15 protein-coding genes are annotated in these 14,064 nt (G+C 44.5%); 9 read left to right on the top strand and 6 right to left on the bottom strand.

What is annotated here, in order from left to right:
* Nucleotides 1-39: 39 nt before the first annotated feature.
* On the bottom strand, nt 40-582 hold the full coding sequence (locus AC6R16_RS17145; protein ID WP_004745473.1) for a nuclear transport factor 2 family protein: 543 nt from the start codon (nt 580-582) through the stop codon (nt 40-42).
* A gap of 150 nt (nt 583-732) precedes the next feature.
* Here AC6R16_RS17145 and AC6R16_RS17140 point away from each other — a divergent pair, with 150 nt between their 5' ends.
* Complete coding sequence (locus AC6R16_RS17140) at nt 733-1,113, top strand: winged helix-turn-helix transcriptional regulator (protein WP_500675182.1); 381 nt, start codon at nt 733-735, stop codon at nt 1,111-1,113.
* Between the two features lie 225 nt (nt 1,114-1,338).
* Nucleotides 1,339-1,653 carry a hypothetical protein gene (locus tag AC6R16_RS17135; protein ID WP_500675181.1) on the top strand — a complete coding sequence of 105 codons (315 nt, stop codon included), beginning with the start codon at nt 1,339-1,341 and terminating at the stop codon, nt 1,651-1,653.
* 65 nt (nt 1,654-1,718) lie between these two features.
* Here AC6R16_RS17135 and AC6R16_RS17130 read toward each other — a convergent pair whose 3' ends face one another.
* A complete protein-coding gene (locus tag AC6R16_RS17130) occupies nt 1,719-2,642 on the bottom strand; it encodes a LysR family transcriptional regulator (RefSeq protein WP_500675180.1) in 924 nt (307 codons plus the stop codon).
* 259 nt (nt 2,643-2,901) lie between these two features.
* Here AC6R16_RS17130 and AC6R16_RS17125 point away from each other — a divergent pair, with 259 nt between their 5' ends.
* Entirely contained in the window at nt 2,902-3,723 is an 822-nt protein-coding gene (locus AC6R16_RS17125) for a crotonase/enoyl-CoA hydratase family protein (protein WP_500675179.1), read from the top strand.
* A gap of 70 nt (nt 3,724-3,793) precedes the next feature.
* On the opposite strand, the gene AC6R16_RS17120 is transcribed toward AC6R16_RS17125, so the two are convergent.
* The 3 genes from AC6R16_RS17120 to AC6R16_RS17110 form a co-directional block, all read right to left on the bottom strand.
* Nucleotides 3,794-3,919 (bottom strand): hypothetical protein, encoded by a 126-nt coding sequence (locus AC6R16_RS17120; RefSeq protein WP_500675178.1) that lies wholly within the window; start codon nt 3,917-3,919, stop codon nt 3,794-3,796.
* Between the two features lie 85 nt (nt 3,920-4,004).
* Complete coding sequence (locus tag AC6R16_RS17115) at nt 4,005-4,205, bottom strand: hypothetical protein (RefSeq protein WP_004745480.1); 201 nt, start codon at nt 4,203-4,205, stop codon at nt 4,005-4,007.
* 77 nt (nt 4,206-4,282) lie between these two features.
* The gene (locus AC6R16_RS17110; RefSeq protein WP_500675177.1) at nt 4,283-6,196 is read right to left on the bottom strand and encodes a methyl-accepting chemotaxis protein; all 1,914 of its coding nucleotides are present in this window, start codon (nt 6,194-6,196) and stop codon (nt 4,283-4,285) included.
* A gap of 362 nt (nt 6,197-6,558) precedes the next feature.
* On the opposite strand from AC6R16_RS17110, the gene AC6R16_RS17105 reads away from it, so the two are divergent.
* From AC6R16_RS17105 to AC6R16_RS17080, 6 genes are read left to right on the top strand one after another with little or no spacing between them, the layout of a single operon-like run.
* The gene (locus tag AC6R16_RS17105) at nt 6,559-7,515 is read left to right on the top strand and encodes an AAA family ATPase (RefSeq protein ID WP_494504377.1); all 957 of its coding nucleotides are present in this window, start codon (nt 6,559-6,561) and stop codon (nt 7,513-7,515) included.
* 10 nt (nt 7,516-7,525) lie between these two features.
* The gene (locus AC6R16_RS17100) at nt 7,526-8,443 is read left to right on the top strand and encodes a DUF58 domain-containing protein (protein WP_500675176.1); all 918 of its coding nucleotides are present in this window, start codon (nt 7,526-7,528) and stop codon (nt 8,441-8,443) included.
* Nucleotides 8,444-8,445: 2 nt separating this feature from the next.
* Nucleotides 8,446-8,922 carry a DUF4381 domain-containing protein gene (locus AC6R16_RS17095; protein ID WP_500675175.1) on the top strand — a complete coding sequence of 159 codons (477 nt, stop codon included), beginning with the start codon at nt 8,446-8,448 and terminating at the stop codon, nt 8,920-8,922.
* Complete coding sequence (locus AC6R16_RS17090) at nt 8,915-9,886, top strand: vWA domain-containing protein (protein ID WP_500675174.1); 972 nt, start codon at nt 8,915-8,917, stop codon at nt 9,884-9,886. The genes AC6R16_RS17095 and AC6R16_RS17090 overlap by 8 nt, the downstream gene beginning before the upstream one ends.
* The gene (locus AC6R16_RS17085; protein ID WP_500675173.1) at nt 9,879-11,714 is read left to right on the top strand and encodes a vWA domain-containing protein; all 1,836 of its coding nucleotides are present in this window, start codon (nt 9,879-9,881) and stop codon (nt 11,712-11,714) included. The genes AC6R16_RS17090 and AC6R16_RS17085 overlap by 8 nt, the downstream gene beginning before the upstream one ends.
* Nucleotides 11,714-13,345: a BatD family protein gene (locus AC6R16_RS17080; protein ID WP_500675172.1), complete on the top strand. Its 1,632-nt coding sequence runs from the start codon at nt 11,714-11,716 to the stop codon at nt 13,343-13,345. The genes AC6R16_RS17085 and AC6R16_RS17080 overlap by 1 nt, the downstream gene beginning before the upstream one ends.
* A 73-nt stretch (nt 13,346-13,418) precedes the next feature.
* Here the strand turns inward: AC6R16_RS17080 and AC6R16_RS17075 are convergent, their stop codons facing one another.
* The gene (locus AC6R16_RS17075; protein WP_500675171.1) at nt 13,419-13,973 is read right to left on the bottom strand and encodes a porin family protein; all 555 of its coding nucleotides are present in this window, start codon (nt 13,971-13,973) and stop codon (nt 13,419-13,421) included.
* Nucleotides 13,974-14,064: the final 91 nt, after the last annotated feature.

Raw genomic sequence — 14,064 nt, 5'->3', positions numbered from 1 at the left:
GGCCAACAATGCCCCTATTGATTTACTCTGACTACTTAATTAAAAAACACCATTTGAGTTTTGGATATCCCCACCACTAATCAAAGAGTACACTCTCATTGAAAAATCCAGAGCTTGAATGGAGTCCCAGTGCTCTACAATTCGGCCATCTTCAACACGCCATTTATCAATGATGTTCATTCCTTTCTGGTCGTTACCTCGATCTTCTTTGTCAAGTGTGGCATGCGAATGGAAGATAACATAATCGCCATCGACATAGATGTGCTTAACGTCATACGTATAGTCTGGATACTCTTCTACAAACTCTTGTAAGAAACCCACCAGCCCTGTCACTTTGTCAGGTAGGTTGCGATTGTGTTGTACGTAAGCGCTATCGTTGTAATGTTCAAGAACATAATCAAAATTATGGTTGTTCATTAAATTTTGCACAAAATCAGTAATCAGCTCAGCATTTGCGCGCTCTTGTGCTGTCCAGTTTGGCTTTTGCAGTTTTTGTAAATCGATCGTTATCTTATCTGTTGATTGTGCATAAGCGGTTGTACTTAATAGCAAAAGAATCGTTGTTGTCATTGCCTTTAACATAGTTCACTCCTGTTGAATTTATCTCAAATAGGTATACATTGATAACCATGGTAATTAATAGTAACCTACACAACAAGAAGGTACCAAAAGCTACCCTAGGCACATTTTGGTAACCTATGACAAGTTCTGGGAAAAAAAAGGAGCAGCAAGATGTCACTTAAAGCTAAGCCAGAAAGAAGAATTTTCTACAACAATGAGGAGTGTGCTGTTCGTAACGTGGTGTCGCAAATTGGTGACAAATGGTCACTACTCATCCTATTTGCCCTAGTAGATGGAGAAGATAGGTTCAACTCATTGAAATCAAGGATTGAGGGCATATCCCAAAGGATGCTAACTCAAACGCTAAGAGATTTAGAGCGCGAGGGTTACGTGAATAGAACGGTCTATCCTGAAGTTCCGGTAAAAGTAGAATATAGCTTAACAAGTATGGGGCGAGAGCTAGTTAAGCCCCTGTATCAGTTAGTTTCTTGGGCCGATGACCACAGACAAGAGATCGAAATCGCTCGTCAAGCTTATGATGCGAGAAACTAATTTCTAAGTGCAACTTTACTGATGCCCCTCACCTCACCCTGCATAAATTAGAAAATTAAAATCCCTCGACAGAGTTCGGGGGCTTTTCGTTAGCCCTATCATTATGGACATTTTGGCAATAGTGAAATGACGATTGTGATATTTATCACACTTATGAATTTAAGCATAATCTCTCCCGTACCAAGAACAGCAGTTCTTAATAAAAGCATTCAGAGGAAAAAGATTATGAAAACAGCTATCACCACTCTAATTATTGCGGCATTAACATCTACAATGGCTTCAGCAATGCCGGCCAAAGATCAGTCTATCCGAATCAAAACATTCGAAAACCAAGCAGTAGTAACTGTTCTAGAAAATGGTGCTCCAGTAAGCGGAGTAAAAGTGAAAGTGAAAGGTAACGGTACCCAATACTTCACCACAGGTGAGAAAGGTACATTTATGGCAGCAAACTTACTCGACCACGGTCGCTCGTTCACGTTCGAAGTACAAGATGAGAATGGTGTTGCAGTACGTGAACAACGCTACTTAACATCGTTCTAAACAGAATTACATGGATGTCAAAAAGCCCGACGCTCAATCGGGCTTTTGCTTCTGCTTCATTCGAATCAAGATTTAAAATTACGCTCCCATACTGGTGGTGTACCAATCACCTCTCGCGCAATTTCAATGAATGATGTCGCCAATATTGACTGTTTCCTGTGCGTATAAATCGCGTGAATATCACCAAACGAAGCCAAAGTATAATCGGGGAGCAATTGAACGATACCTTGCTTTTCCATGTCTTCAGCAAGCATAAATTGAGCAATCTGCGCATATCCCATTGATGCTTTTACACTGGCAAGTATTAAATCCGCCTCATTGACCCGATAACTATACTTGATTGGATAAACAGACGTTTGCCCCGACTCACGATCGACAAACTGCAATTTATCGACGACAAAGTGCTTGTTCGCATAAATGACGCCAGGCAGTTCCGCCAGCTCTTCAGGCGTTTGAGGCATCCCGTATTTTTCAACAAACTCTTTCGACGCAATGATTGCAGACTTATTCTCGGTGAGATGACGCGCAATCATCGACGAGTCTCTCATTGGGCCAATTCTAAAAACAAGATCGAACCCTTCACTGACCACATCCACCAGCTCATCGCTAAGCAACAGCTCAACGGTTGCTTTAGGGAATCGTTGTAGAAAACACTCGACGACTTTTTGTAAATAGGCTCGACCAAACAAAACAGAACTTGAAACCCGCAAATGCCCAGATGGCTCACTGTGGTATGAATGGGCTATGTCTACGGTTTCTTCCAAAACTTGGCTGACTTTTTCTGCTTGCTCAACCACCCTTTTACCAACGCTTGTGAGCGACATAGAGCGCGTAGTACGGTTTATCAGTTTCACGCCTAAGTGCTCTTCAAGCTGTTTGACTTGCTTTGATAACACCGAGCGATCCACATTTAGTCTTTCAGCTGCTTTAGCGAATGAGCCTGTTCTCGAGATTTCCAACAGAAGGTTCAATCTACTCGCTAAATCCATTACTGCACCTTTATTAATACAACCAATACTTTAGTCTAAACCATAGCAAGAATTAAAGTTAGACTTTAGGGACTATAACCCGAGCAAGTTAAGTGAATAGTGAAACTCAGTTCCGATTTCTAGTGCGACTAGGTACGAGTGAAAACTACTCCTAACATACATAAAAACCTAATCTGAAGCTCAAAACCGACCCCATTCGATTTTATCCAATTAACAATCTAGTTACATTACTGGTAAGACCAGAAAAGGAGCGAGTTCAATGCCAGACCAGCCAAGAGTTATTTGCGACATAGATAACAATAGGATTGCAACAGTAACACTTAACCGTAGCGAAAAGATGAATGCGATTGATATGGAGATGTTTAACGCTGTAAAGCACACCATTAAACAGCTCAAGCACAATAGAGGCATTAGGGCCGTCATCGTAAAAGCCAATGGCAGTGATTTTTGCTCGGGTCTTGATGTTAAATCACTGATGCACAATAAAAAAGGCGCCATCAAACTACTGTTTAAGTGGTGGCCAACTCGAGCAAATGATGCCCAGTATTTTTCTGTCGGGTGGCGAGACATCCCCTGCCCCGTTATCTTTGCACTCCACGGACGCTGTTGGGGTGGCGGCTTACAATTGGCAAGCGGTGGAGATTTTAGGATTGCACACCCAAAGACAAAGTTTTCAATTCTCGAAGGTAAATGGGGACTGATTCCCGATATGGGAGGTGCTCTCGCATTTCGTGAGTTGATGCGCCAAGACCATACATTGGAATTAGCTATGACAGCCAAAGAAATCGATGCAGAAACGGCTCAGCAGTATGGCCTAGTCACGAAAATATCTGATCAGCCTTATGATGAGGCCTACAAGCTCGCATTAGAATGCGCGAATCGCTCTCCAGATGCGATCGCAGCAACTAAGAAACTGTATCACAAGACCTGGTGGTCTAATCCTGGCTGGGCGCTGTGCCTTGAAACCTGGTATCAAATTAAGGTTATGATGGGTAAAAACCGCGTTATTGCCGCCAAAAGAGAGATGCAAGCCCAGCAAAAATCTCAAACTAAAACAGAGTTCGCACCGCGCCAATTTTAGCGACAACTTAACCTCATATTAGGGTCAGACGTGCCCCTAATATTGCCTAACGAGTAAACCGCGCTGTCCACTAGAGACCAAGCGTTTCCAGTAAACGTTCAACCCATGTAATCTCGCCAAACGCGATAAAGTCATAGATGGTAAAAAACACCGCGCAGATAATAACGAGCTTGAGCAAACGAACGAAGATGAACATGATTAACCCTTTTTATGATAGGCAACAAAAAAGCCGCCTGAGGCGACTTAGGAGATTGGAATAAATACGCTTAAGACATTTCGTCTTAGTGAATTGGCGTATCTGTTTTTGCGTAAAACTTACCAAAGTACTCTTCAAGAACTTCTGGTGTTAGCTTGCCTTCTGCTTCAAGCTTTTTCAGCTCCGCAGCAATGGCTTTTTGCTCGTCTAAAGATGGTAGTGCCACTTCAGGCTCGCTGCCCATCTCTTGAGACATCTGCTCTAGCTCTTTTTCGAAATCACTCATGACTTCACTTACCCTATAAATAAAAACTGGGTCTAAGTTTACCGACTTAGACCCAGTAATGCCAGTCTCTGAAGAGGCTATAGCTTGAAGCTACCTACCATAGTATCAAGACGAGCAGAAAGTTCTTTAAGCTCCGCACTCGCTGCTGCCAACTCTTCTGCAGTGCCCGTGGTGACTTCATTAATCGCATTGATCTCTTCGATGTTCTGATTGATGGTGTGAACCACGGTAGACTGCTCTTCCGTTGCAGTGGCGACTTGAGTGTTACGATCTGAGATATCATGAATGCGCTCTGAGATATTTACCAGAACCTCAACTGCCTCATCTGAAGCTGAAACACCTTCGCTCGTGACACTCTTACCCGCTTCCATCGCGGTTACTGCATCTTTCGCATCGCTTTGCAGCTGATTGATCATCTTCTGAATCTCTTCCGTCGAGTCTGCAGTACGACTCGCCAGATTACGAACTTCATCCGCCACCACAGCAAAACCACGACCTTGCTCACCCGCTCGCGCTGCCTCAATCGCAGCATTCAGTGCGAGTAAGTTAGTTTGCTCTGAGATATCTCGAATAACATCCAAAATCGACCCAATCTCTTGCGTCGTTGATGCGAGCTGCTCGACAACTTGGCCGGTATTCTCGATATCAAGCGCAAGGCGGCTAATTGCATCTTTTGCTTGATTAACAACATTCTGGCCCACTTCAGTGTTATCAGATGCATGATTCGCAGTTTCCGCCGCCGTAGCCGCGTTGCCCGCGATTTCACTTATGGTCGCACCCATCTCATTGATAGCAGTGACCACTTGAATAGTTTGATCACGCTGAATTTGGCTGTTGTCATGGGTAGTATTCGCTTTACTTGATACGCCATCTGCTGCAGATTGAAGGGCGTGACTCGTTGAGGCGACTTCTTTCATCGAATCATGAATCTTCTCAATAAATCCATTGAAGCCTTCTGAAAGTTGACCGATTTCGTCTGTACCTTTTATCTCGATACGTTGCGACAAATCGCCATCACCCTTACCTAAGTCTGCAAATCGTGATGCGATCTCTCGGATAGGGCGTGCAATGCTATTTGCGAGGAAGATACCCATGAAGATGAAAAGACCAGCAACGATAATGGTGGTAAACATCATCTGCTTTGCAACAGCATTCAGATCGGCAAAGACCTCATCGACAGGGACTACGCCAACCACAAACCAATCCATAGAAGGGACATAGGTACTGGCAACAAACACGTTTTGCCCCTCATAGTCGGTACTAATCAGGTTAAAACTTGATTTACCCAATAGCACTGATGATTCACCACCAAAAAGTTTTGCTAACGTCGATTTCGATTTACTACTGTCACGATGAATCTGCACCGTTCCTTGAGCATCAGATAGAAATACAAATCCAGTATCTTCAATCTTAAAGCCGTTCAAGAGTCCAACCATGTCGTCCATAGACTTAGACAAACCAGACATCGACATACCATTTAACACTTGGTAGTTCGTGAACATTTTCACATCACCATTTGCCTCTTGGAAAATACTGACCGAAGTCTCATTGCCTGATTGCGTAAAGCCAAAGAACCAACCATCTTGCTGTTGATTCAGCTGACGTAAGAATCCATTCTGGTTCCAATAGTAAGCAGTATCTCTATTGGCGACCGACGCGTCGTTTAGGTCATATTGGGAACGCACATTGTTCAGTTGCTTAATCAAACGAGCTTCGTCTTCAGGAGCGATATTTGTGGTGTTTATCGCTTCTTTAATAAACTCATTGTTGGCAAGTTGCTTAGCGGCCAGTAATAGTTGGCTAACCTCGTTATCAATCTGGCTACTGATCTGTTCGAGCATTGAAGGCAGCTCAATATCAATCAGTCGGTGCTCAAGTACTTCGCGAGCTTGGCGCTGAGCCATCACTCCAACAATAATGGTCGATGCTAAAACAGCGAAGGTGATCCCTGCGACCACTTTCTGTTTTATGCTAATTGAGTTCAATTTCATTATACCTGCCTTAAAAAGCAATTGTTTATTGATAGATTGGCAAAGCGCTTACGAAAAGAGCTATGACTCCAATTAGCTTAGTATATCGGCTAATTGACAAATTTCTTTACGAATTAATCACCAGATGAATAGTTTTTATTCACCCTCTAAAAACAGTTCATGCGAGGTAAGATTTCAATATTGAAAAGTTGGATTTGAGGATTTCGTCCCCATATTTTAACTAACTGAAATTAAGGAATTTGTTTAAGTTCAATCAAACTACGCTGATGGCATTTTCATCAACCAGATAAATTACCTTTATCTCCAGTGGAACTTTTTAATCTCGCGAGCTACTAAGTGAAAAAATGAGGAGAAACAAGATCATGAATTCACACGCTCTACAACAATTGCGCGAATACCTAAATAGCCAAATCATTGGTCAGAGCGAACTGGTGAACCAACTGCTTGTTGCATTGCTCGCTGACGGTCATATTTTAGTCGAAGGTCCTCCTGGATTAGCAAAAACGCGCGCGGTTAAATCCTTAGCAGATTGCATCGAAGGCGATTTCCATCGAATCCAGTTTACACCCGACCTACTTCCAGCAGATCTGACCGGGACCGACATCTTTCGTCCAGAAACTGGCGAGTTTACCTTTCAATCCGGGCCTATTTTTAACTCACTGATCTTAGCTGATGAGATCAACCGTGCTCCTGCAAAAGTTCAAGCGGCCATGCTTGAAGCAATGGCTGAGAAACAAATTACAGCCGGTCGCAATACCTACAAGCTTCCAGAGTTGTTTTTGGTTATGGCGACACAAAACCCAATAGAGCAAGAAGGTACTTACCCTCTACCAGAAGCTCAATTAGACAGATTCTTAATCCACCTAGATGTAAGCTACCCTGACGCCGAGAGTGAGTTAGAGATTCTGCGCCTGAATAGAGGTGAAGCGAAAGGCGATTTGGGCATTACACCTCCAACCCTTTCTCAAGCCGACATCTTTGCAGCCCGCCAATCGGTGCTAGATATTCATATGGCAGAATCGATCGAGCAATATATCATTCGTTTGGTTATGGCGACCCGAAACCCGAGCCAGTACGATGATTCATTGAATCAGTGGCTTGAGATGGGTGTCAGCCCACGCGCAACGATTGCTCTCGACCGATGCGCTCGTGCTCACGCTTGGTTAAACGGTCGAGACTTTGTCTCACCTGAAGATGTACAAGCCATGGCGTTCCCTGTTTTACGTCATAGATTGTTACTCAGCTATCAAGCGCAAGCGGAAGGAATTCACCCGAATCAAGTCATCAATAAGTTACTCTCGCTCGTTGGCAGTGCTTAGGTCAGTGGATATGCAAAATGCTTTGCCTCCCTATAGCGATGGCGTGAACCTGACACTGGATGAGCTGCTTTACTACAAGCAGCAATGTGTTAAATGGCTGCCACCTGCCAAGAGTTTATGGTCACAGATGCTTGGACAACACCAGAGTCGACAGCTCGGTCGTGGTATGGACTTTAGCGAGGTGCGTCAGTATCAAGCAGGCGACGATATTCGTGCTATCGATTGGCGAGTTACTGCGCGTACCGGAAAACCGCACACCAAGCTGTTTTCTGAAGAGCGTGAAAAGCCAATCATGCTCTATCTCGACTTATCCGCCTCTATGTTATTTGGTTCTACCTTAATGCTGAAGTCTGTGCAGATGGCACATATGGCAAGTTTGATCGCTTGGCTTAGTGTCTCTCAGCAAGACAGGGTTGGCGCGGTTATCGATACGGGGCACCAACTCATTGAACTCAAACCAACGTCGCGAAATAAAGGGGCGTTGGCTTTAACTCAGTCTCTGGTGAGTTTGCATCAACAACTGTTATCTGCAAAAAAAGAGTCAGATTATGATGTGAGTCATGCCTTGCAATCGCTCGCACGTGTTTGTCCTAAAGGCAGCGAGATCATACTCTTGAGCGACTTTTCTCGATTCACCCAAACTCATGAGTCCAAACTTAGCCGCCTAAGCCAGCACAATCGCGTTCGAATAATTCAGATTTATGACCCGCTAGAACGAGGGCAAACCGCTTATCGTGGCACAGAGCAAGTCTCCAATAAGCAACAAACTCGCTGGCTTGATTTTTCTTCTAACAAGACACGCCTCGGCATAGAACAGGCGTTCGAACAGCAGCAGATTCAACTACAACAAATGGCCCTAAGGATGGGCATCAGTTTCTCCTCGCTCTCTAGCGATGCTGCTTTGACTCAACAATTACATGGATTTTAACTATGAGCTCTGAGACTCAAACATCACTTTTGCCCCTAAACCCGATGCATTTACCGGAGCCACCGGCGTGGTTACCACTCGCTTGGGGATGGTGGGCTCTGATTGGTGGCTTGCTAACGCTAACCTTAGCAACTTGGTTAATAATGAGATGGAACAAAAAACGCCTAGCGCCTAAGAAGACAGCCTTACGTTTGCTCGCGCAAGATCAAAAACCGTCTGAAGCGATTGAGTTGGTTAGACAAGCCGCACTGTGTTACTTCCCTCGGGAAGAGATTGCTCAGCTAACAGGGAAAGATTGGTATCTGTTTCTCGACAGCCAATTAACCACTCCGCGTTTCAGCGACAACTACGAAGCCTGGCAGCAAGCATTGTACAGCAAGCAGCCTATTGCCAATTCTGCAGAGTTGATACTGGATTGCAGTGAATGGGTCAGCCAAGCATTACCACCAAAGAAAAGAAGGGGTCACTCACGTGGCTAATATTAGCTTCGTCTGGTGGTGGGCATTTTTGCTTTTGCCTTTGCCACTATTGATTTACTTTTTAGTGCCCGCGACGAAATCAACGGCACCAATCCAACTACCCTATCTACCAACGTCGGCAAGCGAAACTATCCCAAACAATCGCTTGCCCAAGCTGCTCACTTGTTTGGTATGGCTTACTCTTATCACGGCATTCGCGCGACCTGTTTGGTACGGTGAACCCGTTACGACATCGCCAAAGCACAGAGACCTTATGCTAGTACTCGATCTTTCATACTCTATGAGTCAAAAGGATATGAAAGATGCTCAAGGCGAATATATTGACCGCCTAAGCGCTGTTAAACATGTAGTGAGTGAGTTCGCCAAACAACGTAAGGGAGACCGACTTGGCGTGGTGCTCTTTGCTGACCATGCCTACCTTCAAACCCCTTTAACGCTTGACCGTAATACCATTTCTGAGCAGGTAAACTCGTTGGTATTGAGACTGATCGGCGACAAAACTGCGATTGGCGAAGGTATCGGGTTAGCAACAAAAACGTTTATCGACAGCGATGCCCCGCAAAGAGTGATGGTTTTACTCAGCGATGGTAGCAACACATCGGGTGTACTCGATCCTATTGAAGCCGCCCAAATTGCTAAAAAGTATAACGCGACTATCTATACCATAGGCGTTGGTGCTGGAGAGATGATGGTCAAAGAGTTCTTTATGACTCGTAAAGTAAACACAGCCCAAGACCTCGATGAGAAAACCCTCAAGGAAATTGCCAATATCACCGGAGGTCAGTACTTCCGAGCCCGCAATGCAGAAGAATTGGCAACCATCTACGACACGATCAACCGCCTAGAACCAGTCACTACTGCAACTCAAACCTGGCGACCACAAACAGAGTGGTTTGGTCTGCCACTGACCATAGCCCTGTTTGCTTTTTCTCTACTACTCATCATCAGGAGGAATCATGTCTAGCTTTCTTTTCCTCTACCCTATGTGGTTGCTCGCCCTAGTGCCTTGGATAGGCATTATTGTTTGGCTGTTCAAACGAAATCGTTCGCAAACTCTTATTGCTCCGCATTTAGCCAAGGCGATAGGCGTACAATCTAAACATGTAAGCAGACTGACGCTAAACACTGTTGCCATCAGTGGATTTATTGCCATTGTTGCACTCGCAGGACCAAGTTTTAGTAAGCAAGAACGACCAAGTTTTGCTAACACGACGGCTCGCGTTGTCGTGATGGATATGTCGATGTCGATGTATGCGACAGACATTAAGCCAAATCGACTAACCCAAGCGAAATATAAAGTATCTGACCTACTTGCCAGCTGGCAGGAAGGCAGCACTGGGTTGGTTGCCTATGCGGGTGATGCTTATCGCATTAGTCCTATGACTAGTGACGCACAAACTATTGCAAACCTGATCCCGAACCTTGCACCTGAACTTATGCCCTACCCCGGAGCGAATGCGGCCTCAGGAGTAAAACTAGCGATAGAGATGATGACTAACATTGGCCTAGCCAAAGGCGATATTGTTCTCGTAGCTGATGACATCGATGACAATGAACGCAGCGAGGTGGAAAACCTGCTACAAAACTCTTCTTGGCGCTTGATTGTTCTTGGTATCGGTTCACGCGCAGGCGCTCCTATCAAGCTTGACGACGGAACATTGATGACGAAAGACAATGGTCAGCCGGTAGTGGCAAAGTCTAACTTTGACAATATGAGAGCGCTTGCCAACTCGACCAATGGTTATTTCGTTCCAGTTCAAGTAACCAATCAAGATGTAGAGAAAATCGCTCAAATCACATCACATATCGACTCAACAGGCAGCCTAAGCAAAGATCAAACCATTACTGACCAAGTCAACCAAGGGTATTGGCTTTTACCGCTACTGATTGTTCCCGCTCTATTGATGTTCCGCAAAGGATTATTTTTTAGTGCAGCTTTGGTGTTGATACCACTTCTGTCTCCTAAGCCTGTGATGGCAAACCCTTGGCTTAATAATGACCAACAAGCTATGCACTATTTTGAGAACAAAGAGTACGGCAAGGCTGCAGAGCTATTCAGTCAACCAGATTGGAAAGGGATTGCAAAGTACCAAGCACAAGATTTTGCAGGTGCTATTGAATCTTTAAAAGGGACAGCAAGTGCGGAGGGACGCTATAACTTGGCAAATGCCTATGCGCAAAACCGCCAGTTTGATAAAGCCGTTGAACTCTACCAATCGATTCTTGAACAAGACCCGAATAACCAAGACGCTAAGCACAATCTGGATGTCGTGCGCCAAGCGCAGCAACAGCAACAGCAACAGCAACAGCAACAGCAACAGCAACAGCAACAGCAACAGCAACAAGGTGATTCGAGCAACAATCAGAGTCAACAAAGAAATGACTCTCAGCAGTCACAATCTTCCAATCAAGAAAACTCTCAATCAAGCGATGACAGTTCGGATAATGCGCAATCCGAGGCGAACCAGCAATCTAATGAGGCAAAAGAATCCGAGCAAAACAAACCCTCTAAGCAAGGTTCAGATGAGCAGTCTAAAGGCTCTGAGCAGAAATCGGAACATCAGAGCGACTCATCTAGTCTGAAAGAGCAGCCTACTAATGAGCAACAGTCGCAACCGCCTGAATCATCCGCTTCATTATCAAATGACGATAATCAGCAACCCATTGAACCAGAGCTTAGAAAGCTCCAGCAAGTAGAAAGCGCTCGCGATCCTAGTCGCCTATTGCGCGCTCAAATGATTCTTCAAGCTCAACAAAAACAGCCTCCACAAGATACAGGTAAGAAATGGTAATGAATAAGCAAAATAGACTGACTGTTGCCCTATTTACTCTGCTAGCCACTTTAGTCAGCCCGCTGGCTTTGGCAACTAACGTGTTGGCAACAGTGAGCAAAAACAAAGTGGTCAAGAACGAAGTGTTTCAACTTCGCATTGTAGTGGACAAAAAGGTGTCATCGGACGCACTAGATTTTAGCTCGCTAGAGCAAGATTTTTATCTAGGTCGCCCGAGTTTTGGTAGTTCAGTTAATATCATTAACGGCGACCGTTCTACTCGAAGTGAATGGAACATTACCCTCGCACCTCAGCGTCTCGGTGTTGCAACTATTCCCGCCTTCATTCTAGATGGCTCATCTTCAAAGCCAATTGAAATCCAAGTATCTGTAGATAGCAACGAGCCCAAAATTAGCGACTTGATTGAGGTACAAAGTCAGTTAAGCAAGTCTCAGCTCTACCCAAATGAAAGCGCTACACTGACAACGAGATTGATCGTTAAAGCGGATCCACGTCGTCTACAGAATCCAAATGTTATTCCGCCAAAGGCACAAGGGGTTTCGCTTGTTGCGCTAGGTGAGCCAAAACAATACCAAAGTGTGTTAGACGGCGTTGAAGTGACGGTATTGGATCAAAGTTATCGCGTCACTGCCGATGCTGCCGGAGAGTTCACGTTGAGTGGAATAGGGTTTAAAGGCAGCGTCGTTTACGGCGATGATCGCACAGGGACCACTAAACTGGTATCCGCCAATACCCCTGCCAAACAGTTCACAATTAAGGTAAAGCCCATCCCCGCTGATTACAAAGGGAAATGGCTTCCTGCTGCATCACTTTCACTGTCACAACAATGGCAAGATTCAAATGGCGAGCAAATTGATGCTTCTGCCGCACACTCTACACGCGTCGGGGAATCCATTACTCGTGAGATAAACCTTGATATTCAAGGTCTAGCCAGTGAGCGGTTTCCTGAAATTAAGGTGAATTACCCACGCTCTGTTAGGGTGTATCAAGAGAAACCAAAGTTCAGTGAATTATCGAATGGCGTTACACGCATGACCATTAAGCAAGTCATTATCGCCGAGCAAGAAGGTGAGGTTAAGCTTAACGACATCAAGCTAAACTGGTGGAACAGCAGTGACAGTTCAGCCCAAGAGTCCGTTTTGAACGGGTTGAGTCTTGATGTTGCGCCAGCTTTTGCACTGAACAATGAGCCCATCGGTTCACCTGTTACGCCTCAACCAACAACCAAAACCGTTACGCTCTATGATGCCGGTTATTGGCCTTATTTAACTGCGCTGTTCGCTGCTTTATGGTTTGCAACTTTACTCTTTTTATTTAGAAACCGTCAAAGATCACCGCAAGTTAACACTCCAGTTCAGAAAACGAGCACTACAGCAGACAAGCTTGTTAAAGCTCTAAAAGAAGATGACAAAGTCAAAGCCAGCTTTTTAGTGAGAACTTGGTTAGATGAGCACTCTTGCAGTAGCCCAGAACTCAAGCAAAAGATCGATAAACAAGTCGCTGCAATGAACCAAAGCCAATACTCAAGTTCAAGCCAAATTTGGCAGGCAAAAGAGCTTATCCAGCTAATCAAACAAGCAGAGAAACAGTCTGGTTCGGTTCAACACAAAGACCAGCTCCCTCCTCTGTAATTACTTCATGTATTAGAAAGCCGCTTAACTAAGCGGCTTTCTAATACAACAAATATTTTAAGACAGGTTCAGATTAGAACTTGTATTTGATACCTAGGTTGAAACCTTTTGTATCGTATTTGTAATCAACTGAGTCTACAGTTTTTTTACCGTACCCATATACACCGTACTCAGCTGTCATTGCGATTTGTGGAGTAAAGTTTACTTCTACACCAGCAGCGTATTGGAAACTGCCTTTGTCAAGCTTACCTTTATAATCAGTACCTGTGATTTTAGCGTTCATAGGTGATTTACCGTAACCAGCAAGTCCATAAACACTAAACATATCATTGATTGGTAACGTACCTTTACCAAATAGTGCATAAGAAGTCCCCGGCTTAAACTCAAAAGCTTCGATAGTCTGCTTTGATACAGGAACACCTACACGACCTTCAACCGCTAGGTACTGGTTGAAGTCATAACCAGCAACAATGTTGAGCGTATGTGCTTTGATTTTTTGCGCGCCTTCAGCTTTAATTTTAAAGTCCGCTGCTTGGTAGCTAGTACCCGCGTAAAAACCTTCGTGAGCTTGTACTGCTGTTGCTGAAAGAGCTAGTGCTACTGCTGCTACAGAAAGAACCTTTTTCATTTTCATTACCTTCTAAGTATTAAATAAAAATTATCAATAGTTAGCGTTCCCTCGCCGTAGTTCGACATCGCACTATAGAGATTATTTTTCT

It is taken from the genome of Vibrio sp. R10-SG3-ISO10 (genome assembly GCF_059834185.1).
Note: the sequence above shows the minus strand (reverse complement) of the source record. Positions and strands in the feature narration are given on the sequence as shown.